This window comes from Kocuria sp. LHG3120 (assembly GCF_049897445.1).
GTDB lineage: Bacteria > Actinomycetota > Actinomycetes > Actinomycetales > Micrococcaceae > Kocuria > Kocuria rosea.
Genome location: NZ_JAFCWG010000002.1, coordinates 548,545 through 568,828 on the forward strand (window position 1 = coordinate 548,545; position 20,284 = coordinate 568,828).

16 protein-coding genes are annotated in these 20,284 nt (G+C 72.8%); 7 read left to right on the forward strand and 9 right to left on the reverse strand.

The features are described from left to right. Window positions 1-8 precede the first annotated feature (8 nt). Window positions 9-428: a nuclear transport factor 2 family protein gene (locus ACP7CD_RS06545; RefSeq protein WP_426119519.1), complete on the forward strand. Its 420-nt coding sequence runs from the start codon at window positions 9-11 to the stop codon at window positions 426-428. A gap of 307 nt (window positions 429-735) precedes the next feature. Here the strand turns inward: ACP7CD_RS06545 and ACP7CD_RS06550 are convergent, their stop codons facing one another. After that, window positions 736-1,872: a lycopene cyclase family protein gene (locus ACP7CD_RS06550; protein ID WP_426119521.1), complete on the reverse strand. Its 1,137-nt coding sequence runs from the start codon at window positions 1,870-1,872 to the stop codon at window positions 736-738. A gap of 202 nt (window positions 1,873-2,074) precedes the next feature. On the opposite strand from ACP7CD_RS06550, the gene ACP7CD_RS06555 reads away from it, so the two are divergent. Continuing rightward, a complete protein-coding gene (locus ACP7CD_RS06555; protein WP_426119523.1) occupies window positions 2,075-4,162 on the forward strand; it encodes a M3 family metallopeptidase in 2,088 nt (695 codons plus the stop codon). A gap of 49 nt (window positions 4,163-4,211) precedes the next feature. Here the strand turns inward: ACP7CD_RS06555 and ACP7CD_RS06560 are convergent, their stop codons facing one another. Then, entirely contained in the window at window positions 4,212-4,790 is a 579-nt protein-coding gene (locus tag ACP7CD_RS06560) for an HIT family protein (protein WP_017834420.1), read from the reverse strand. After that, window positions 4,787-6,904, reverse strand: coding sequence for a threonine--tRNA ligase (gene thrS / locus ACP7CD_RS06565; RefSeq protein ID WP_052133061.1), 2,118 nt, complete (start codon window positions 6,902-6,904; stop codon window positions 4,787-4,789). Before thrS ends, ACP7CD_RS06560 begins: the two co-directional genes overlap by 4 nt. Before the next feature lie 205 nt (window positions 6,905-7,109). Between thrS and ACP7CD_RS06570 the strand changes: the two genes are divergently transcribed. Further along, window positions 7,110-8,300 carry an MFS transporter gene (locus tag ACP7CD_RS06570; protein WP_017834422.1) on the forward strand — a complete coding sequence of 397 codons (1,191 nt, stop codon included), beginning with the start codon at window positions 7,110-7,112 and terminating at the stop codon, window positions 8,298-8,300. A 73-nt stretch (window positions 8,301-8,373) separates the two neighbouring features. Here ACP7CD_RS06570 and ACP7CD_RS06575 read toward each other — a convergent pair whose 3' ends face one another. Both ACP7CD_RS06575 and ACP7CD_RS06580 read right to left on the reverse strand, forming a co-directional pair. Beyond that, window positions 8,374-9,384, reverse strand: a complete 1,011-nt coding sequence (locus ACP7CD_RS06575) for a PRC and DUF2382 domain-containing protein (RefSeq protein ID WP_284563678.1) — start codon at window positions 9,382-9,384, stop codon at window positions 8,374-8,376. Between the two features lie 185 nt (window positions 9,385-9,569). Continuing rightward, the gene (locus tag ACP7CD_RS06580; protein WP_368828149.1) at window positions 9,570-12,953 is read right to left on the reverse strand and encodes a DNA polymerase III subunit alpha; all 3,384 of its coding nucleotides are present in this window, start codon (window positions 12,951-12,953) and stop codon (window positions 9,570-9,572) included. Window positions 12,954-13,233: 280 nt separating this feature from the next. Here ACP7CD_RS06580 and ACP7CD_RS06585 point away from each other — a divergent pair, with 280 nt between their 5' ends. Beyond that, window positions 13,234-14,229 (forward strand): LysR family transcriptional regulator, encoded by a 996-nt coding sequence (locus ACP7CD_RS06585; RefSeq protein WP_109267963.1) that lies wholly within the window; start codon window positions 13,234-13,236, stop codon window positions 14,227-14,229. 127 nt (window positions 14,230-14,356) lie between these two features. Further along, window positions 14,357-15,454, forward strand: a complete 1,098-nt coding sequence (locus ACP7CD_RS06590) for a tartrate dehydrogenase (RefSeq protein ID WP_109243885.1) — start codon at window positions 14,357-14,359, stop codon at window positions 15,452-15,454. Window positions 15,455-15,530: 76 nt separating this feature from the next. On the opposite strand, the gene ACP7CD_RS06595 is transcribed toward ACP7CD_RS06590, so the two are convergent. Continuing rightward, window positions 15,531-16,106 carry a hypothetical protein gene (locus ACP7CD_RS06595; RefSeq protein ID WP_109243884.1) on the reverse strand — a complete coding sequence of 192 codons (576 nt, stop codon included), beginning with the start codon at window positions 16,104-16,106 and terminating at the stop codon, window positions 15,531-15,533. A 255-nt stretch (window positions 16,107-16,361) separates the two neighbouring features. Between ACP7CD_RS06595 and ACP7CD_RS06600 the strand changes: the two genes are divergently transcribed. After that, a complete protein-coding gene (locus ACP7CD_RS06600; protein ID WP_017834644.1) occupies window positions 16,362-16,934 on the forward strand; it encodes an MOSC domain-containing protein in 573 nt (190 codons plus the stop codon). Window positions 16,935-16,972: 38 nt separating this feature from the next. Here the strand turns inward: ACP7CD_RS06600 and ACP7CD_RS06605 are convergent, their stop codons facing one another. The 3 genes from ACP7CD_RS06605 to ACP7CD_RS06615 all read right to left on the reverse strand — a co-directional run bounded on the left by ACP7CD_RS06605 (window position 16,973) and on the right by ACP7CD_RS06615 (window position 19,300). Further along, entirely contained in the window at window positions 16,973-17,941 is a 969-nt protein-coding gene (locus ACP7CD_RS06605) for a TIGR03885 family FMN-dependent LLM class oxidoreductase (protein WP_109243883.1), read from the reverse strand. A gap of 116 nt (window positions 17,942-18,057) precedes the next feature. Further along, window positions 18,058-18,897, reverse strand: coding sequence for a fumarylacetoacetate hydrolase family protein (locus ACP7CD_RS06610; protein ID WP_035929081.1), 840 nt, complete (start codon window positions 18,895-18,897; stop codon window positions 18,058-18,060). Between the two features lie 79 nt (window positions 18,898-18,976). Then, a complete protein-coding gene (locus ACP7CD_RS06615; RefSeq protein WP_017834641.1) occupies window positions 18,977-19,300 on the reverse strand; it encodes a DUF6504 family protein in 324 nt (107 codons plus the stop codon). A gap of 300 nt (window positions 19,301-19,600) precedes the next feature. On the opposite strand from ACP7CD_RS06615, the gene ACP7CD_RS06620 reads away from it, so the two are divergent. Next, window positions 19,601-20,104 (forward strand): GNAT family N-acetyltransferase, encoded by a 504-nt coding sequence (locus tag ACP7CD_RS06620; RefSeq protein ID WP_017834640.1) that lies wholly within the window; start codon window positions 19,601-19,603, stop codon window positions 20,102-20,104. Window positions 20,105-20,284: the final 180 nt, after the last annotated feature.

Here is a 20,284-nt window from a genome sequence, read left to right on the forward strand (position 1 = left end):
AGGAACTGATGGACATCATCGCTGATCCCTTCGAGGCCGCGCAGGCTTCCGTGCAGACGCGGATCGAGCAGGTCCTGGATGCTGCGACAGCCAAGGACTTCGACCGTCTGGCGTCCTACCATCTGGCGGGACCGAAGTTCACGAAGTTCGACGACGTCGAGCCGTTGGACCGTCAGGACGCCGAAACCGGTATGCGGCTGGAGGTGGAGCAGTTCACCGGGATGGAGGACTTCCACGGCCGGTTCGATGACCTGAAGATCGATGTGTTCGGCCCCGTGGCCATCGCCACCGGGATCTTCGTGTGGGACTGTCAGGTCGAGGGGGAATTCATCTCGGGCCGGTCCCGGTCGACCTTGGTCTTCGTGGACAGCAACGGACAGTGGTTGATCGCCCACGAGCATCACTCCCCGTTGCCCACCAACGGCTGAGAGATGGTCGCGGCCGGCTGTCGACGCCGATCCCGTGCGATGTCATCTTCGCAGGCCCTCGCATGAAGTGACCCCCGTCAGGCCGTCGCACCGGAATCGGATTCGGCGACCGTGACCGGCCCAGGGGTCACCCGCTCCGGGGGCCGGGGCGGGAGATGCCGATAGAGGGCGGTGCGGGTGGTCCCGGTTTCGGCCACGATCTCCCTTGTCGGACGACCTGCCTCGCGCAGATGAGTCGCATAGGCCGGCCTGTCCGCGTCCGCCACCGAGGGCCGTCCCCACCCCCAATGCATGGGCTCGACCGGGCTCAGATCCAGAGACGCGGCTGCAGGAGCATCGTGACCGGCATGGACCCGAGCAGCCCCCGTTCCTGTGCGAACGTGGTCCGCTCGTCGAGGAAGTCGAGGACGAGATCAGCATCGCCGGAGGTGAATGCGGCTCTCATGAAGTGCACCGCGTGTTCGGGGTCGTGTTCCCACATCTTGAGCAAGGGCCTGTCGTACCAGCGGAAGCGTGGGGACGGCCGGGGAGCGTCGGGTGACCCGGTGGAGGCCAGCGTGGAGGCGAGGTGCTGGGTCTGACGAAGGATCCGGGTGAAGCCGTAGCCCGTGGTGGCCTTGACGGCCCCGGCGGGACATCCGGTGCGCACATGGCGGCCGCGGGGAGAGCGGGGGCGGATGCCCAAGGGGATGGATCCTCGCTCCACGGACAACAAGGAGAACTCGCTCACACCCCAGACCTTGCGCAGATAGTCCGACATTGCCTGTTCGAACGAGAATTCCGAGTTTGACACCTTCCCCGGCACGATCCGGGTGATTTCGACGACGGCTTCCCGGACTGAGATCGGCAGGACGCAGTGGAAGTGCACGGGGTCATGTTCACCGGACCGGAAATCGATGAAGGTGGCGATCGACGGGTCGAAGGAGGCGTGCGCAGTCCGCACCCGACGAACCTCACCCGACATGAGCAGCGGTGCCTTGATCCCGGTGGGGGGCAAGGTGCTGTCGAAGCAGTGGGATGCCGTGACGAGCCGGCCATCGGAGAGGGCCACGTCCACCGAGTCGGCATGGGCCCGTACTCGTGAAACCCGTGCGTCGAGACGGCTGATCTGAGGGTTGGCATCGATGACGTCGTCGAGGCATCGGAAAACGTCCCGTGACGAGGTGAGGCACAGGCGGTGGCGCTCGAGCGGCAGCACCCGCTGGGCAGGTCCTGCGTCAACCGCGAGGTTCGTGAACGTGGCTGCGGGCGTCAGGGGCAGCGGGAGGGCGCCGTCGTGCCAGTAGATCAGGGAGCGGTGCGAATATCGATCTCCGGCGTCGTCGATGATGAGGATCCGCGCCCCGGACAACCCTGGTTCCCGGCTCAGGAAATAGGCGAGGCTGCGCCCGGCAAGTCCACCGCCGGCAATGACGACGTCGTACTCCCTCGCGGGGTAGGTCATGAGCAGGGCACTCCTTCTCCGGACGCAGGTATCTCTGCGGCCACTCTCAAAACCGTCAGTGGCCCTCGGGGCGATGTCCAGTCTGGCCGATCTGTCAGGGGTCGTCGACGTCGTCATCGGCGGCGGCACCCGCGTCCACACCCGTTGCACGGGAGGCTAGTCTTGGTCGCACCAGTCCGCCCACCACGACAGAAGCCGGCCCTTGGACAACCCACTCCTGCGCCCCAGCCCGCTCCCCTACGAGCTGCCCGACTTCGGGCGGATCAAGGAGGAGCACTTCCTGCCGGCCTTCGAGGCTGCGATGGCCCAGGACCTCGAGTGCGTGCGGACGGTCCTGGCCGACCCGGACCCGCCCACCTTCGCCAACACCATCGAGGCCCTCGAGCGCGGGGGTCTGGCCCTGGACCGGGTCGAGTCGGTCTTCTTCACGCTGACCGCGGCCCACAACACGGAGGGCATCCAGCGGATCTACCAGGAGCTCGCCCCGCGGCTGTCGGAGCACAAGGCGGACTTCACGCTCAACAAGGAGCTCTACGCCCGGGTCAGGCGGGTGGACCGCACCGACCTGGAGCCGTGGCAGCTGCGCGCCCTGGACGAGTACGTCTCCTGGTTCGCGAACTCCGGCGCGGAGCTGACCCTGGACGACCAGCGGCGGCTCCGGGAGATCAACGACGAGCTCTCGGAGCTGAGCATCGGCTACGGCAACGACCTGATCCGGGAGGTCAACGCCTCCGCCGTGGTCGTCGACGACCCAGCGGAGCTGGACGGGCTGTCCCCCACGGACGTCGAGGCCGCCGCCTCCGCGGCCGCCGAGAACGGGATGCCGGGCCGGTACCTGCTCACGCCCTCGCTGTTCACCGTGCAGCCCGTGCTGTCGGTGCTCACGGACCGCGCGCTGCGCCGGCGGATCCACCTGGCCGCCGTCAACCGCGGCACCGGCGAGCACGGCGGCGAGGGCTCGCAGAGCCGCACGGACCTGCTGCCCGTGGCCGCCCGGATCGCCCGGCTGCGCGCGGAGCAGGCCGGGCTGCTCGGCTACCGCAGCCACGGCGACCACGTCATGGCCGGGAACACGGCGCCGTCCCAGGAGGCGGTGCACGAGATGCTGGAGCGGATCACCGGCCCCGCCGTGCGCAACGCCCTCGAGGAGCGGGCGGAGCTCGAGCAGCTGGCCGGGCACCCGATCGAGGCGTGGGACTGGCCGTTCTGGGCCGAGCGGCTGCGCCGGGAGCGCTACGCCGTGGACGCCTCCGCGCTGCGGGAGCACTTCGAGCTGGAGTCCGTGCTGGAGCACGGGATCTTCCGCACCGCCCGGGAGCTCTACGGGCTGGTCTTCACCGAGCGCCCCGACCTGGACGGCTACCTGCCGCAGGTGCGGGTGTGGGAGGTCACCGACGAGGCGGGCCGCGGCGTGGGGCTGTTCCTGGGCGACTGGTTCACACGGCCCACCAAGCAGGGCGGCGCCTGGATGGGATCGCTGGTGCACCAGAACCGGCTGACCGGTCAGCGCCCCGTCGTCGTCAACAACGCGAACTTCACCCGGCCGCCCGCGGGCAGGCCCAAGCTGCTGACCCTGGACGAGGTGGTGACGGTCTTCCACGAGTTCGGCCACGCGCTGCACGGGCTGCTCTCCGACGTGCACCTGCCCTCGTTCTCCGGGACGAAGGTGCCGCGGGACTTCGTGGAGTACCCCTCCCAGGTGCACGAGATGTGGGTGCTGCACCCGGAGGTGCTCCGGCACTACGCCCGCCACCACCGCACGGGCGAGCCGATCCCCGAGGAGACCCTCGCGGGCCTGCGGGAGGCCTCCGCGCACGGGCAGGGCTACCGGACCGTCGAGTACCTCGCCTCGACCTACCTGGATCTCGCGTGGCACGGGATCGAGGACCCCGCCGAGCTGCCGGACCCCCGGACCGTGGAGCAGGAGGCGCTCGCCCGCGCCGGGGTGGACGTGGACGGCATCGCCCCGCGCTACCGGACCGGGTACTTCAAGCACATCTTCGCCGGCGGCTACTCCGCGGGCTACTACTCCTACATCTGGTCCGAGATCCTCGACGCCGACACGGCGCAGTGGTTCACGTCCCGCGGCGGACCGACCCGGGAGAACGGGCGGCGCTTCGCCGAGGAGGTGCTCTCCCGGGGCAACGAGACCGCTCCGATGGAGGCCTTCGAGGCCCTGCTGGGACGCCGCCCGCACCTCGGCGCGCTGCTGGAGCGGCGGGGCCTCCAGCCGCGGGAGGAGTTCGTCCACCGGCGGCGCGGTGCTCCCGCCCGGGACGCCCGCGACTGAGCGCCGCGGCGCCCGGGGGCGGAGGGCCCGGGTGTGACGACGACGCGGATCAGGCCGCGGGCCAGGCGTCGGCGATGTCCTGGCGGGTGTCCCCGAGGGTCTGCATGATGGCCTTGGTCCCGGCGAGGACGGGCATGAAGTTGGCGTCCCCGTTCCAGCGCGGCACCACGTGCTGGTGCAGGTGCCCCGAGAGGGAGCCGCCGGCCGCGGCCCCCAGGTTGATGCCCACGTTGAAGGCGTGCGGGGACGCGACGCCGCGGATCGTGGCGACCGCGGTGCGGGTCAGGTCCGTGAGCTCCCGCAGCTCCGCCGGCTCGAGCTCCGTCAGATCGGCCACGTGCCGGTACGGGCAGACCATGAGGTGGCCGGGGTTGTACGGGAACAGGTTGAGGATCACGAAGCAGTGCTCGCCGCGGTGGACGATCAGCGACTCCTCGTCCGCGCGCTGCGGGCCGTTGCAGAACGGGCACCCGGGGTCCTCCCGCACGGACGGGTCCTCGCCGCGCACATAGGCGAGCCGGTGCGGGGTCCACAGCCGCTGGAAGCTGTCGGGCACCCCGGGGATCTCGAACTCGTCCTGGCGGATCCAGTGGTGCGGGGGCCCGGCGTCGGGCGCCGTACCGGTCACTGCCCCACCCCGGCCGTCTCCGCGGCGGCGCGGGGGTCCTCGGCGGCGGCGGCCGTCGGCTCCTCGTTGATCCGCCGCTGGACGTGCGCCACGATCCGCTCCACGGCCTCGCCGACCGGGACGCCGTTGTCCTGCGAGCCGTCGCGGAAGCGGAAGGACACGGCGTTCGCCTCGGCGTCCTCCCCGCCCGCGATGAGCACGAACGGGACCTTCTCCTTGGAGGCGGTGCGGATCTTCTTGGGGAACCGGTCCGAGCCCGCGTCGAGCTCCACGCGCACGCCGCGGGCCCGCAGCGTGTCCACCACGCCCTGCAGGTAGTCGTTGAAGGCCTCGGCCACCGGGATCGCCACGACCTGGACGGGGGCCAGCCACGCCGGGAACGCCCCGGCGTAGTGCTCCACGAGCACCCCCATGAACCGCTCCACGGAGCCGAACAGGGCACGGTGGATCATCACGGGCCGCTGCCGGGTGCCGTCGGCGGCCTGGTACTCCAGGTCGAAGCGCTCCGGCAGGTTGAAGTCGAGCTGGATGGTGGACATCTGCCAGGTCCGCCCGATCGCGTCCTTGGCCTGCACCGAGATCTTCGGGCCGTAGAACGCGGCGCCGCCGGCGTCCGGGACCAGGTCCAGCCCGGACTCGGCCGCGACCTCGGCGAGGGTGTTCGTGGCCTCCTCCCAGAGCTCGTCCGAGCCCACGAACTTCTCGGGGTCCTTGGTGGAGAGCTCGAGGTAGAAGTCGTCCAGCCCGTAGTCCTTGAGCAGGTCCAGCACGAAGCCGAGCGTGGTGGTCAGCTCCGCCTTCATCTGCTCCCGGGTGCAGTAGATGTGGGCGTCGTCCTGGGTCATGCCCCGCACCCGGGTCAGGCCGTGCACCACGCCGGACTTCTCGTACCGGTAGACCTGCCCGAACTCGAACAGGCGCAGCGGCAGCTCCCGGTAGGAGCGGCCCCGGGAGCGGAAGATGAGGTTGTGCATCGGGCAGTTCATGGGCTTCAGGTAGTAGTCCTGGCCCTGCTTGGTCAGCTCCCCGGTCTGCGGGTCCCGCTCCTCGTCCACGTGCATCGCGGGGAACATGCCCTCGCGGTACCAGTCGAGGTGGCCGGAGACCTCGTAGAGGTGGCCCTTGGTGATGTGCGGGGTGTAGACGAACTCGTAGCCGGCCTCCGTGTGCCGCTCCCGGGAGTAGTCCTCCATGGTCTTGCGGATGATCCCGCCCCGGGGGTGGAACACCGGAAGGCCGGAGCCGAGCTCGTCGGGGAAGGAGAACAGGTCCATCTCCGAGCCGAGCCGGCGGTGGTCGCGCCGCTCCGCCTCGGCGAGGCGGTTCTTGTACGCGGTGAGGTCCTCCTTGGACGGCCACGCGGTGCCGTAGATGCGCTGGAGCTGCTTGTTCTTCTCGGAGCCGCGCCAGTAGGCGGCGGCCGAGCGCATCAGGGCGTAGCCGTTGCCGATCAGCTTGGTGTCCGGCAGGTGCGGGCCGCGGCACAGGTCCTTCCAGACCGTCTCCCCGGTCTTGCGGTCCACGTTGTCGTAGATCGTCAGCTCGCCGGCGGCGACCTCCACGGAGGCGCCCTCCGCGGCGGCGTCCACGTCCGCGCCGGAGCCGGGGCCCTGGGACAGGCCGATGAGCTCGAGCTTGTACGGCTCGTCCGCCATCTCGGCGCGGGCCTCCTCCTCGCTCACCGCACGGCGGCGGAAGGACTGGGTGGAGTTCACGATCCGCTGCATCCGCTTCTCGATGGCCTTGAGGTCCTCGGGCGTGAACGCCTGCTCGACGTCGAAGTCGAAGTAGAAGCCGTCGGTGATGTACGGGCCGATGCCGAGCTTGGCGTCCTCGTGCAGCTGCTGCACGGCCTGGGCCATGACGTGGGCGGCGGAGTGGCGCAGCACCTCGAGGCCCTCGGGCTCGGAGATCAGCACCCGCTCCACGGCGTCCCCGTCGGCCAGCCCGGTGGCGAGGTCCTTGAGCACGCCGTTGACCCGGGCCACCACCACGGAGCGGTCCTCGCGGTACAGGTCCGCGGCGGACGTCCCGGTCCCCACCGTGCGCTGCTCGCCGTCGACGGTGATCGTGAGGGGGGCGGACTCGGGCTGGTGCTCGGGCACGGTGGTCATGGGGAAGGTGCTCCTCGGGTCGGGATCGGCACGCACCGGTACGGGGGGCGCGTGGCAGCGGCACCGGCGGGCGGCGCGCACTGCATCGATGGTACCTGTCGGCCGGTGGGGACCGCGGCGGTGAGATGATGGCCGGCGGAGGTGAGGCCACCCGATGCCCGCAGACGTTCCCGGACCGCCCGACCCGCCCGCACCGGGAGGGGAGGTGCCCTCTCCCCCGCCGCACCGGCTGTGGACCGCCGGCTTCGTGCTGATGTGGGCGGGCCAGTTCCTCATCTCCATGAACTTCTACCTGCTGATGACCGTCATGGCGCTCTACGCCATGGAGCGCTTCGGCACGGACGAGGCGCTGGCCGGGGTGGCCACGAGCGCCTTCATCGTCGGGGCGGTCCTGGCGCGGCTGCTCACCGGCAAGTACATGGAGCTGCTCGGGCGCCGGCGCGTGCTGCTCGCCGCGCTCGTGCTGCTGGCGCTGTGCGCCGCCGCCTACCTGCTCGACACCGGCTTCTGGGGCCTGCTGGTGGTGCGGGTGCTCAACGGCGTGGGCTTCGGCATGGCCACCACCGTGCTGCCCGCGTCCGTCCAGGCCCTCATCCCCGCGCACCGGCGGGGCGAGGGCACCGGGTACTTCATGCTCTCCACCACCCTGGCCGCCGCGCTGGGTCCCCTGGCGGGACTGAGCCTGTCCACTGCGGTGGGCTACGACACGCTCTTCGGGGTGTGCACGACGGTCGCCCTGCTGGGCCTCGCCGTGGGAGCCGTCACCCGGGTCCCCGAGCTGAGCCTCTCCGCCGAGCAGCGGGCGGGGCTGCGCTCCTTCTCCGTGGGGCAGTTCGTGGAGGCGCGGGCCCTGCCCGTCTCGGCGCTCATGCTCTTCGTGGGCGTGGGGTACTCGGCGGTCCTGTCCTTCCTCAACCCGTTCGCCGTGCAGGCGGACCTCGTGGGCCCCGCGGGCGCGTACTTCGTGGCCTACGCCGTCACCGTCCTGGTGAGCCGCCCGTTCGCGGGCCGGCTGCAGGACCGGCGCGGGGACAACGCGGTGCTGTACCCGTCGCTGCTGCTCTTCGTGGTGGCGCTGCTGCTGCTCGCGGCCGCGGACTCGCCGTTCCTCGTGCTCGCCTCGGGCACGGTGCTGGGCGTGGGCTACGGGGCGGTGCTCTCGGCGGCCCAGGCCGCCGCGGTCCGCTCGGCCCCGCTCACCCGCGTGGGGCTGTCCACGTCGACCTACTTCCTGTGCATGGACGTGGGGGTGGCCCTGGGCCCGATGCTCATGGGGGCCCTGGTCCCTGCGCTGGGCTACCGGGGGATGTACGTGGCGGCCGCGGCGGTGGTCGCGCTGGGCCTGGTCTACTACGCGGCCGTGCCCGGCACGCGGGCCCGGCGGGCAGCGGGGTGAACCGCGTCCGGCACGACGACGGGGCCCCCGTCACCAGAACGGTGACGGGGGCCCCGGAGTCGATCGGGTGCGATCAGATGCGGTCGCGGCGATCGTCGTCGGTCAGGCCGGTGCCGCGGTTGCGGTCGGTCAGGCCGGTGCCGCGCTCGGCGTCGGTCTCGACCTCGACCTGCTCCTTGCGGACCTCGGCGTCGACGCGCTCGGTGTCGCGGACGGTCTCCTTCTCCAGGCCGACCTTCTCGACGCCCACGGTCTCCTTGGCGACGACGGGACGCTCCTCGTGGAGGGTCACGTCGACGTCCTCCTCGCCGATGGTGCCGGCGGTGGCCTCGGTGCCGCTCAGCGGGGTGCGCTCGACACGGACCTCTTCGCGCTCGAGGGGCACGTCCACGGACTCGTTCTCCGTGACCACGTACTTGCGCAGACGGGCGCGGCCGGTCTCCTGGCGCTCCTTGCCGACGTGCAGCTGCTCCTCGTGGCGGACCACGCCGTTGTCGACACTGTCGGTGCGGTCACGGTCGGTGAGCCCGGCGGTGCGGTCGCGGTCGACGTCGGCGATCCCCGCGGTGCGGTCGCGGTCGGTGTCGGCGTACCCGTCGTTCTCGGGGTAGCCGGCAGTGCCGGTCGCCGGGACGGCGTTGCGGTCGGTGTCCGCGGCGTAGCGGTCGTCGCGGTCGGCGAGACCTGCGGCGCCGGCGGTCCCGGCGGCACCAGCGGTGCCGGCAACGCCGGCGGTGCGGTCACGGTCGGTGCGGTCGCGGTCGTCGGTGCCGGAGTAGTTCATCTTGTAGTAGCGGTAGATCTCCTCCTCCTCGGCCGGGGAGAGGTGCTGGTCCGCGTCCACGTTCGGGGCGTCCTTGACGACGTCCTTGGTGTAGGGAAGGACGAGGCGGTCGCCGTCCTGCTGGGCGCCGTCGGCGGGGACGAAGCTCTCCTTGGTGCCGAAGAGACCGGTGTTGACGGTCACGAAGGTGACCTCTTCGGTGTTGTCGTCCAGGAAGACCTGCTCGACCTTGCCGATCTTGTCGCCGTCCGACCCGTAGGCGGTGGCGGACAGCAGTGCGTTCACGTCGTACGTAGCCATGAGAACTCCTTCTCTATTCTGCGAGGCAACGGGCTCCCCTGGACGGGGGGCTCGCCGCGGACGATCTCCGCCCGGGGAGGCGGGGTGCAGCTCGTCCGCTGTTATTAGTAACCATACTGGCAATCAGTTCGCTGGCCAATGGCTTCACCGAGAGTGAAACCCCTGGATCCGGACGGTCTCCCGGCTCATCCTGCCCCGGCTCCCCGCAGGCTAGGCGGGGCCGCGGCGCGCACCGCGGCCGGGGTTCCGGGGTCGGCGAGGTCCCAGGCCTGCTCGGCGCTGATGCTGATCCCCCGGGGCCCGGTGCGCCGCGTCCGGCCCCGCACCAGCAGCATCCGCGTGCCGAACAGGTGCTGCCCCGAGCGGGCCTGGGCGTCGGAGAAGAAGGCGCAGTCCACCGCGCCCGTGCCGTCGTCGAGGCTGACGAAGACCACCCGCCGGCCGCTGCGCATGGGCGGGGTCATGGTCGAGACCCGCACCCCCGCCACGAGCACCTCGGACCGGTTGCGCAGCTCCAGCAGCCGCTCCGCGGGCGTGACCCCGAGCTCGCCGAGCAGGGGCGCCCAGCTCTCCAGCAGGTGCGCCGAGACGTCCACCGCGAGCAGGTCCAGCTCGGTGCGGACCTTCTCCGCCAGGGTGGGCTCGGGGCGCTCCGCGGGCAGGGCGCGCAGCTCGAGGTCCCCGAGCGGAAGGGCCAGCTGTCCCTCGACCTCCCCGGCCGGCCGGGCGGGCCGGCCGCTGTCCGCCCGGGCCCGCAGGGCGTGCACAAGGTCGGCGCGGGACGCGGGGCCGCCGGAGCGGCGCAGCAGGCCGTCGAAGGCCCCCACGGCGGCGAGACGCTCGAGGGTGCGCCGGGCGGGACGGGCCCGCTGCCGCAGCTCGGCGAGCGAGGCGTAGGGCTGCCCCGCCACGATCCGGCGGACCTCGGCCCGGGAGACCCCGTGGATCCCGGTGAGGGCCAGGCGCACGCCCAGGCGGGCGGGGTCGTCGTCGAGCCGTTCCACCCGGTAGTGCTCGTCGGAGCGGTTGACGTCCACGGGCAGGACGGGGATGCCCATCCGCCGCGCCTCCCCCACGAGCAGGCGCTTGGGGTACATCCCGGGATCGTGCTCCCACAGCCCCGCGAGGAACGCCTCCGGGTGGTGGGCCTTCAGCCACGCGGACTGGTAGGTGGGCACCGCGAACGCCGCGCCGTGGGCCTTGCAGAAGCCGAACGAGCCGAACGCCGCCAGGGTCTCCCAGACCCTGTCCACCACATCCAGGGGGTAGTCCCGCGCACGGGCCCGCTCGCGGAAGAACTCCTCCACCTCGAGCTGGCGCTCGGAGCCCAGCCGGCGGCGCAGCTCGTCGGCCCGGGCGAGACCGCATCCGGTGAAGGTGTCGAGGATGCGCAGGACCTGCTCGTGGAAGACGGTCACGCCGTGGGTCTCGGCGAGGATCGGGTCGAGGGACGGGTGGATCGAGACGGGCGCGGACCAGCCGTGGCGGTGCTCCAGGTAGGGGCGCACCATGTCCGAGTGCATCGGCCCGGGACGGAACAGGGAGATGTCCACGATGAGGTCGCGGAAGCTCGTGGGCGCCATCTTGCCGATGAGCTCGCGCTGGCCCGGGGACTCGATCTGGAAGCACCCCAGGGTGTGGGTCGAGCGGATGAGCTCGAACGTCCTCCCGTCGTCCACGGGGATCGCCTCGAGGTCCAGGCGGGGCCGGTCCGGGTGGGTGCGGGCCACCTCGTCGACGGCGTGGGCGAGCGCCGACTGCATCCGCACGCCGAGGATGTCGAGCTTGAGCATGCCCATGGGGTCCATGTCGTGCTTGTCGAACTGGCTCATGGGCATCCCCGTCCCACTGGACTGCACCGGGGTGCGGTCCAGGAGGCTCAGGTCCCCCAGGATCACCCCGCACGGGTGCATGGAGATGTGCCGGGGCAGCCGGTCCAGGCGCTCGGTGAGGTCCACGAGGAGGTCGAGCTGCTTCTCCTGGGCCACCTGCTCGGCGAAGTCCCGCAGCTCCGGCTGGCGGGCGATGGTCTCCCGCAGCGCCGAGGCCGGCAGGTGCCACAGCTGCTTGGCCGCGCCGTCCACGGTCTCGGGGTCGATGCCGAGCGCCAGCCCGGCGTCCCGGACGGCACCGCGGGCCCGGTAGGCGTTCTGCATGCTCATGAGGCTCACCCGTTCGGGGCCGAAGCGCTCGAAGATCCGCCGGTAGACGCGGTGGCGCTCGGCCGACTCGACATCGATGTCGATGTCCGGGAGGGTCGAGCGGTCGTTGGAGAGGAAGCGCTCGAAGAGCAGCTCGTGCTCGAGCGGGTCCACCTGGGAGACGTCGAGCAGATAGTTGACGAGCGAGGACACCCCCGAGCCGCGGGCGGCGTGGCGGACCCCCATCTGCCCGATCATCGCCGAGACCTCGGCCACGGTGAGGAAGTAGGAGGCGAAGCCGAGGTCCTCGATCACCCCCAGCTCCTGCTCCAGCCGGTCCCGCACGGCCCGTGTCATGCGGCGGCCCGGGTAGCGGCGGCCCAGCCCCGTCTCGCACCGGGCCCGCAGCTCTGCGGGCGCCGGCCGGTCCAGGCCCAGCACGGAGGCCTCGGGCACCACCGGCCGCCCCCAGCCGCAGTCGGCGACCGGGTCCAGCCGGCACCGGTCGGCCACCCGCTGGGTGCCCGCCAGCAGGGCCGCGGCCCCGGCCGCGCCGAGGTCCGCGGCCCGGGCGATCTCCGCGGCGAGCGCGCGCATCTGCCGGGCGGACTTGAGCCAGCCCTGGCCGTTGGGCTGCAGCGGCTCCGGCGCCGTCGTCCGTCGGGACGTCCCGGTCCGCCCGGTGGCCCTGCCGCCGGGGGCGTGGCCGGTGCGCGCCCCGAGGGTCTCGAGCGGGGTGAGGGCGCGGGCGGCGTCGAGGACGTCGGCGGTGGCGGCCTCGGCGGGCGTGGCGTAGCGCACCGCGTTGGTCAGTACGGGGGTCAGCCCCGCCTCGAGGGCGGCGCGCAGCATCCGGGCCGCGTGGGAGGTGCTGCACGCCGTGCCGGGGGCGGCGAGGTGCGAGACCACCTCCACGGCGAGCGCCGGTGCGGGGAGCAGGGTCCGCCACCGGGCCAGGGCGGCGCGCCCGGTGCGGTAGCGGCGGGCCGCGAGCTCCTGCCCGACGTCGGAGGAGGGCCCGAGCAGGACGGTCAGGACCGGCTCCCCGTGCCGGGGCGAGTGTGCGGCGGCCGCGATCTCGGCGGCGGTCACCCCGGGCGGGCCCGCTGCGGCGTGGGCGGTGGAGACGAGCCGGCACAGGGCGGCGTAGCCCGCACCGGCGGTGCCGCCGGCCGCCAGGACCACCACGCGGCCGAGGGCGCGCTCGCGGCCGGGGTCCAGCAGGGCGAGGTCGGCCCCCAGGACCGGGTCGATGCCGTGCTCCCGGCACGCGCCCAGGTGCTTGATCGCGCCGTAGAGCCCGTCCCGGTCGGTGCAGGCGAGCGCGTCCGCGCCGTCCGCCGCGGCGGCGGCCGCCAGGACGGCAGGTCGGCTGACCCCGAAGTGGGCGCTGAAGGCGGTGGCGACGTGCAGGTGCGGAAAGCTCACGCCCCCATTCGAATACGTGTTCGAATCTTAAGTCAATTGCAAACCGCCGGGGCCGCGAGAACTCCGGCTCCTGGGCGTCCGTGGCGGCGCACGCCGGCCCAGGAGGACGCCGGACCCGGGCGGGACACGATCCGCCCACGGCCCGCAGGGGCGCCGCGCACGGGGACGCCCTCGTTCCGGGACGGGGGATGCCGCACTTCTGTGGCATGTTGTTTCCTGCACCCACGGGCAGGACCGAGGGGCCCGCACCCCCGCCGCACGGACGCAGGAGGAGACGACGATGGACGTCCGGCAGCTCATGTACTTCCTGGCCGTGGTGGACCACGGCGGCTTCACCCGCGCCGCGGAGCAGCTGCTCATCGCCCAGCCCTCCCTGTCCCAGACGATCAAGGGCCTCGAGCGGGAACTGGGGGTGCCGCTGTTCCACCGGATCGGGCGGCGGGTGGTGCTCAGCGAGGCCGGCGAGGAGCTGGTGGGCCCGGCCCGGGTGGTGGTCCGGGACCTGGAGGCCGCCCGGTCCGCCGTCGACGACCTGCGCGGGGTGCGCAGCGGCCGCCTGGACGTGGTCGCCATGCCCTCCCCCGGCGTCGAACCGCTCACGTCGATGATCGCCGCCTACGCGCGGGCCCACCCGGCCGTGACGGTCAGCGTGGACGCGGCCTTCACCCCCGAGGAGGTGGCCGACGCGGTGCGCACCGGCCGCGCCGAGATCGGCGTCCTGGGCTCGGAGCACCCGTTCCGCTCCGCCGAGGTCGAGGTGATGCACCTGGAGCAGCAGCCCCTGGTGCTGATCGTGGCACCGCAGGCGGACACCTTCGGTGACGGGCACGCCATCCGCCGGGAGGACCTGGCCGGGCACCGGGTGGTCGTCTCCCAGCAGGGCTCGCTGATGCGGCGGCTGGTCGACGACGCCCTGGCCGGCGGGGTGCCGGTCGAGATCGCCGCCGAGGTCGCCCACCGCACCTCGGTCCTCCCGCTGGTGCTGGCAGGGGTCGGGCACGCGGTGCTGCCCTCCTCCTGGACCCCGCTGGCGCGCGCCGCAGGGCTGCGGGTGCTGCGGATCGAACCGGTCACCGTGCTGCACGTGGCCGTGCTCAGCCGCCCGGCGCACCTGACCCCGGCCGCCCGAGCGTTCCTGGCGGTCGCCGCCGAGCACGCGGCCCGGCACGCCGCGGATTGCTCCCGGGCACCGGAGGGAACGGCGCCGGACCGGGCCGAGAGGGCGGGCCGGCCGGAGGGGACGGCGCCGCAGGACGCGCCGCGGATCGTGTCATAGGGGATTCCTATCCGGGGGATGGGATTCCGGTCTTGGACCTCACGGTGCTCGGGGCGCTCTACTGGAACCCGGTGCCGCACTGCGCTGCGGACACCACGACCAGAGCACCCGAGAAGGAGAGCACCCCATGGCCGAGCACCAGGTCTTCACGATCGCCTCGATCCCCGCCGACGGCGTGGGCCCGGAGGTCGTCGCCGCCGGCCGCACGGTCCTGGACGCGGTGGCCGAGCAGTCGAACGGGGCGTTCTCCTTCGACTGGACCGAGTTCCCCTGGGGCAGTGCGTACTACGCCCAGCACGGGGTGATGATGCCGGCCGACGGGCTGGAGACCCTCCAGGACTTCGACGCCATCTACTTCGGCGCCGTGGGGTGGGAGAACGTCCCCGACCACGTGTCCCTGTGGGGGCTGCGGCTGAACATCACCCAGAACTTCGACCAGTGGGCCAACATCCGCCCCGTGCGCTTCCTCCCCGGCGTGGTCTCCCCGCTGCGCAAGGCCGACGACACCGAACTGGACTGGGTCGTGGTGCGGGAGAACAGCGAGGGCGAGTACGCCGGGCTCGGCGGGCGGAACCTCGCCGGCCGAGGTCCCGGCAACGAGGTCGCCGTCCAGTCCTCCCTGTTCACGGAGAAGGGCTGCGAGCGCATCATCCGCTTCGCCTTCGACCTCGCCCGCACCCGCACGGTGCAGAAGGTCTCCAGCGTCACGAAGTCCAACGCCCAGCAGTACGGCATGGTGCTGTGGGACGAGGTCTTCGCCCGCGTCGCCGCCGACTACCCCGACGTGCAGACGGAGTCGGTGCTGGTGGACGCGATGAGCGCCAAGTTCGTCCTGCACCCCGAGGAGCTCTCCGTGGTGGTGGCCTCCAACCTCAACGCCGACATCCTCTCCGACCTCGGCTCCGCCCTGGCCGGCAGCCTCGGCCTGGCCGCCAGTGCGAACCTCGACCCGGAGCGCCGGTTCCCCTCGATGTTCGAGCCCGTCCACGGCACCGCCCCGGACATCGCCGGCCAGGGCATCTGCAACCCGATCGGGGCGATCGCCAGCGCCGCCCTGATGCTGGACCACTTCGGTCTGCACGCCGAGGCCCGCCGGGTGGAGGCCGCGATCGAGGCCACCACCGCCGCCGGGCACCTCACCCGTGACATCGGCGGCACCGCCGACACCGCCGAGATCACCCGGGCCGTCGTCGACGCCCTGGCCGCCTCCCTGACCTCCGCCTGAGGCTTCCCGTCCCTCCGGCCCCCGCCCCGCCCGGGACACCTCCCGGGACCGGCCGGCGCCGCGCCGGGCGCGGCGGTCAGCGTCCCGTGGCGCAGATCGCCCGCTCGATCAGGGAGGCGCTGCGGCGGTCGATCTCGTCCTCCACGAGCCTGCCGGGCGCCTCGGGGTACCAGCCGAGGTCGTCCCGCACGTCGGCGGCGACCTCGGACCCACCGCCGCGGGGGACCACCCGGAAGGTGGCCCGCAGGGGCAGGGCCCGCCACCCGAACTCGGAGGCCGTCCCGCGCCGGCGGAAGGTGACGTCCGAGCCCACCGAGACCTCCACGCAGCACTCCTGGGAGCGGACCGCCGGGCCGAGGTCCTCGAACGCCGTGCGGATCCGCTCGAGGGCCTCCTCCGGGGGCATCGGGCACGTCCACGCCCGGGTCGTGGTGATGCGCGGCCGGTTCGGGGACCGGCGCGCCAGCCAGGGGACGAGGAACCGCTGGCCGAGCACCAGCGCGACGACGACGAGCGCCGCCGCTCCGAGCGCGAGCTGCGCCACGGAGATCACGCCCCGGAGGAGGAGCTGGACCACGAGGAGGACGACCACGGCCGACCCGGCCGGCCCGGCCAGCCGGTACCGTCCCCCGGCGGAGCGTCTGGCAGACACGCGACCTCCCTCCCCCGTCCGGACCACGGTGCCCCTCGGCTGTCCTCCGTCGCTGCCATTCTTGCCCGCGCGCACCCCCGGACACCAGGTGTGCATCCGTAAAGGGGACAGGCTCGCGGGGCGCTCCCCGGGTGCAGGGAAGATCGGGCGGCGCGGCCCGGCGCCCCGCGGTGTCGCCCGCCCTGCCTATGCTGAGGTCCGGCGACAGCGAGGCGGCGCCGGACCGGCGGCCGCGACGACGGAGGGGTGTGGGCCATGACGGCGACCTATCGGTACGACGTGGAGGTCCTGCACCTGCTCGTGTCACCGGCGCACGCCTACTTCGGCCGCGCCCGGGACGGCGCGGCGGAGGTCCCCACCACAGACGCCGAGCGGGTCGAGCTGGTGGCCGGCAAGGGCGTGGTGGGCGACCGGTTCTTCGGCAAGGCCGCGCACATGGACGCCGCCGTCACCCTGCTCGCCGTCGAGGCGCTCGAGGCTATGGCCGCGGACCTGGGCACGGACCCCTTCGACCCGCTCCTGACCCGGCGCAACGTGGTCCTCCGGGGCGCCCACCTGGCCCCGCTGCTGGGCGAGGAGTTCGCGCTGGAGTCCCGGGGCGCCCTCGTGCGGCTGCGGGGCGGGCGCCCGGCCCACCCCTGCGTGTGGATGGACCGGGTCCTGGCTCCGGGCGCGCACGCCGCCATGCGGGGGCGAGGGGGCCTGCGCTGCCGGCCGCTGTCCAGCGGCGACCTGCACCGCGGACCGGCCGTGCTGCACAGCCCGGTCCCGCTCGAGCCGGAGCTGGCCGGCGCGGCCGTGCTGCGGCGCCCGTCCCGGCTGCCGTAGCCCGCCCACCCGGGACCGGCGCCCGGGCCCGCGCCGGGTCAGGCCTGCGCCAGCTGGGGCAGCACCGTCTCCCCGAAGGCGTCGAGGAAGCGGCCCTGCTCCTGCCCCACGTGGTGGAGGTAGATCTCGTCGAAGCCGAGGTCGGCGTACTCGTGCAGCCACTGGGCGTGCCGGCCGAGGTCGGCGGAGACGTTGACCGCCCCGGCGATCTGCTCATCCCCCACGTCCTCCTGGACCGCCTTGCGCAGGTAGTCCTGGGGCGAGGCGAGCTCGGCCATGGTCACGGCGTCGAAGACGTTGGTGCGCCACTGGTCGAAGGCGATCGCGCGGGCCTGCTCCGGGGAGGGCGCCCAGCTCAGGTGCACCTGCAGCGCGGTCCGCCCGGTGCCGCCGGCCTCGCGCCAGGCCTCGAGCATCCGGCGCAGGTCCTCGAGGGGCTGCTGGACGGTGATGAACCCGTCGGCCAGGGGGGCGAAGCGGCGGACCGTCGCCGGGGTGAGCGCGGCCACGCGCAGGGCGGGCAGGACCTCCGGCGGGTCCCAGACCCGGGCGCGGTCGGCGTGGAACGGCTCGCGGCAGGACACCTCCTCGCCCGCGTGCAGCCGGCGGACGGCGTCGAAGCTGCTCTCGAGGAACCGCTGCCGGTGCTCCTTGGCCGGCCAGTCCGGGGTGACGGCCCGCTCGTTGAGCTTCTGCCCGCTGCCCAGGGCGGTCCAGATCCGACCGGGGAACATGCGGGCGAGGGTGGCCGTGGCCTGGGCGGTGACCACGGGGTGGTAGCGCCGGCCCGGGGCGTGCACGAACCCGAAGGGCAGGTCCGTGGTGGCCAGGGCGGCGCCCAGCCAGGACAGGGCGAACCCGGAGTGGCCCTGGTGCGGCGACCATGGCTCGAGGTGGTCCGAGCACATGGCGGCGCCGAAGCCGGCCTGCTGGGCGTGCTCGACGTCGCGCAGCAGCTGCTCGGGAGGGATCTGCTCGTGGGAGGCGTGGAAGCCGATCGTCGCCATGGGGTCCTCCGGTCGAAGGCGGGAACAGGACAGTGGGATCAGGTCACGGGGATCAGGTCACGGGGATCTGGACAGCAGGAGAGGGAGGACGGGACCGGGTGGGGACGGGTGCCGGGTCAGCCGGCCGCCGCCCGGAGGTCCTCGGCGGGGGTGCAGACGTTGCGCAGCTCGCCGATGCCCTCGATCTCGGTGACGACCTCCTGGCCGTCCCGCAACCAGATCCGGCGGGGCTTCTGGGCCAGGCCCACGCCGGCGGGAGTGCCGCAGGCCACGAGGTCCCCGGGCTCGAGGGTCAGGAACCGGCTGAGGTACTCGACCAGCTCCACGGCGGAGAAGATCATCCGGTCGGTGCCGGAGTCCTGGTGCCGCACGCCGTCCACGGTGCAGCGGATCGCCAGTCCCGCCTCGGGGTCGATCTCGTCGGGGGTCACCACCACGGGGCCCACCGGGGTGGTGCGGTCGAAGTTCTTGCCCTGGAACCACTCGGAGGTCCGGCCCTGCCAGTCCCGCACCGAGATGTCGTTCATGATGGTGTACCCGGCGATCGCGGCCCGCGCCTGGTCCGGCGTGGCGTGGCGCAGGGGCGAGCCGATCACCACGGTGAGCTCGGCCTCCCAGTCGATCTTCTCGGACTCCTCCGGCATGGCGATGGGGTCGGTGGGGCCGATGAGCGCGGTGGCGTACTTCGCGAAGATCGTGGGGTGCTCCGGGATCTCCTGACCGACCTCCTCCGCGTGGTCGTAGAAGTTCAGCCCGGCGCACAGGATCTTGCCCGGGCGCAGGACGGGCGTCGCCAGGTCCTCCGGGGCCGGCGCGGGGCCCGGCTCCCCCGGCAGCCGCAGGTCGCCCCCGGCGAGGAGGGCCCCGACGTCGGGGACGGGGAGGTAGACGGTCCGCCCGTCCTCCTGCCGGAAGGCCTGGGTGGTGCCGTCTCGTCGCACGGTGCCGAGTCTCACGGGTGCTCCCTCACGTTCTGCGGTGCGGTCTCCACCGACGATCCTATGCACCTCCGGCGGGAGGGTGCACCGCGGCGGCCTACGCGCAGCGCACCACGCGGATCCCCGAGGCGCTCGTGGCGGCGAGCAGCCGCCAGCGCCCGGTGTCGAGGGTGTGGACGAGCTCGAGGGTCAGCAGCTCGGAGCGGGTGTTCAGCTGCACCTGGACCCGCCACATCTGCTGGTCCACCGCACCGATCCCCCGGTCCTTGGGCAGCCGCGCGTCCTCGGACCACCAGGCGCGGCGCTCGTACCAGCGCACGGGCCCCTGGGCCACCAGGTAGTCCCGCCCGCGCCAGCGCACGCCCACCGGCACCCCGTCCGTGTCGCAGTCCACGTCGACGCTCTCCGTCAGGAAACCCACGACGGCTCCTCTCTCCCTCGGCCCGGCGCCCGTCCCGGTGCGCCCTGTTCCCTGGAAGCTAGAACACCTGTACGACACGCTAACCCGGAAGAGCGCGGAAAAGGAACAGGTGTTCCCGTAAAGTCCCCGCTCCGACCTGGCCGTTCACTTTTGCGATCGAGGACGGCGAAGCATGGACAAGCTCAGCGAAATGGATACGCTGAATGCACGGAGGGCCTGCCCTGCGCGGCCCTCCCGGACGTCCCCTGTCCCTCGTCCGCCCCGCCGGAGCAGCCGGCGTCGACCTCACGGAGGCCTTCCATGACCGGAACCATCACGCTGATCGCCCACACCGCGGCGAACACCAAGAAGCCCGCGGTGAATCTGCGTCCGTCCGGCCCGGAGGACGCCGAGAGCCTCGCCCAGCTCTACTACTCCTCCTACGAGCAGGGCGGGGTCTCCAGTCTGGAGGAGGCCCGCCAGGTGATCCGGGGAGTCTTCGACGGGGAGTACGGGCCCTTCCTGCCCGAGGCCTCGCCGGTGGTGGTCGACGACGACGGGACCGTGGTGGCCGCCGCGCTCGTGCTGTCCCGGCGGGTCGGCGACGACCTCCCTGACGTCCCCTACATCTTCGAGCTGTTCACGGCGGCCTCCCGCCGCCGCCAGGGCCTGGCCGAGCAGCTGGTGCGGTGCGCCATGGGCACCCTCTACGACAACGGCTACGACCAGGTCAGCCTGCGGATCGCCGAGGACAACGCGGCGGCGCTCGCGCTCTACCTGACGCTCGACTTCAACCGGTGGGTCCCCGAGACGGACGACGTCTGAGCCCGGCGGGCGCTCCGGACCGGGGGACGCCGGAGGGGACGCCGGCACGAACAGGGCCCGGCACCAGGCCGTGGAAGAGGCCCGGGGGCCCCGGGGGGGGGGCCGGGGCGGGGGGGGGGGCGGGGCAGGGGGGGCACACCACCCCGGCCGGGGGGGGGGGGGGGCGGGGGGCGAAACGCG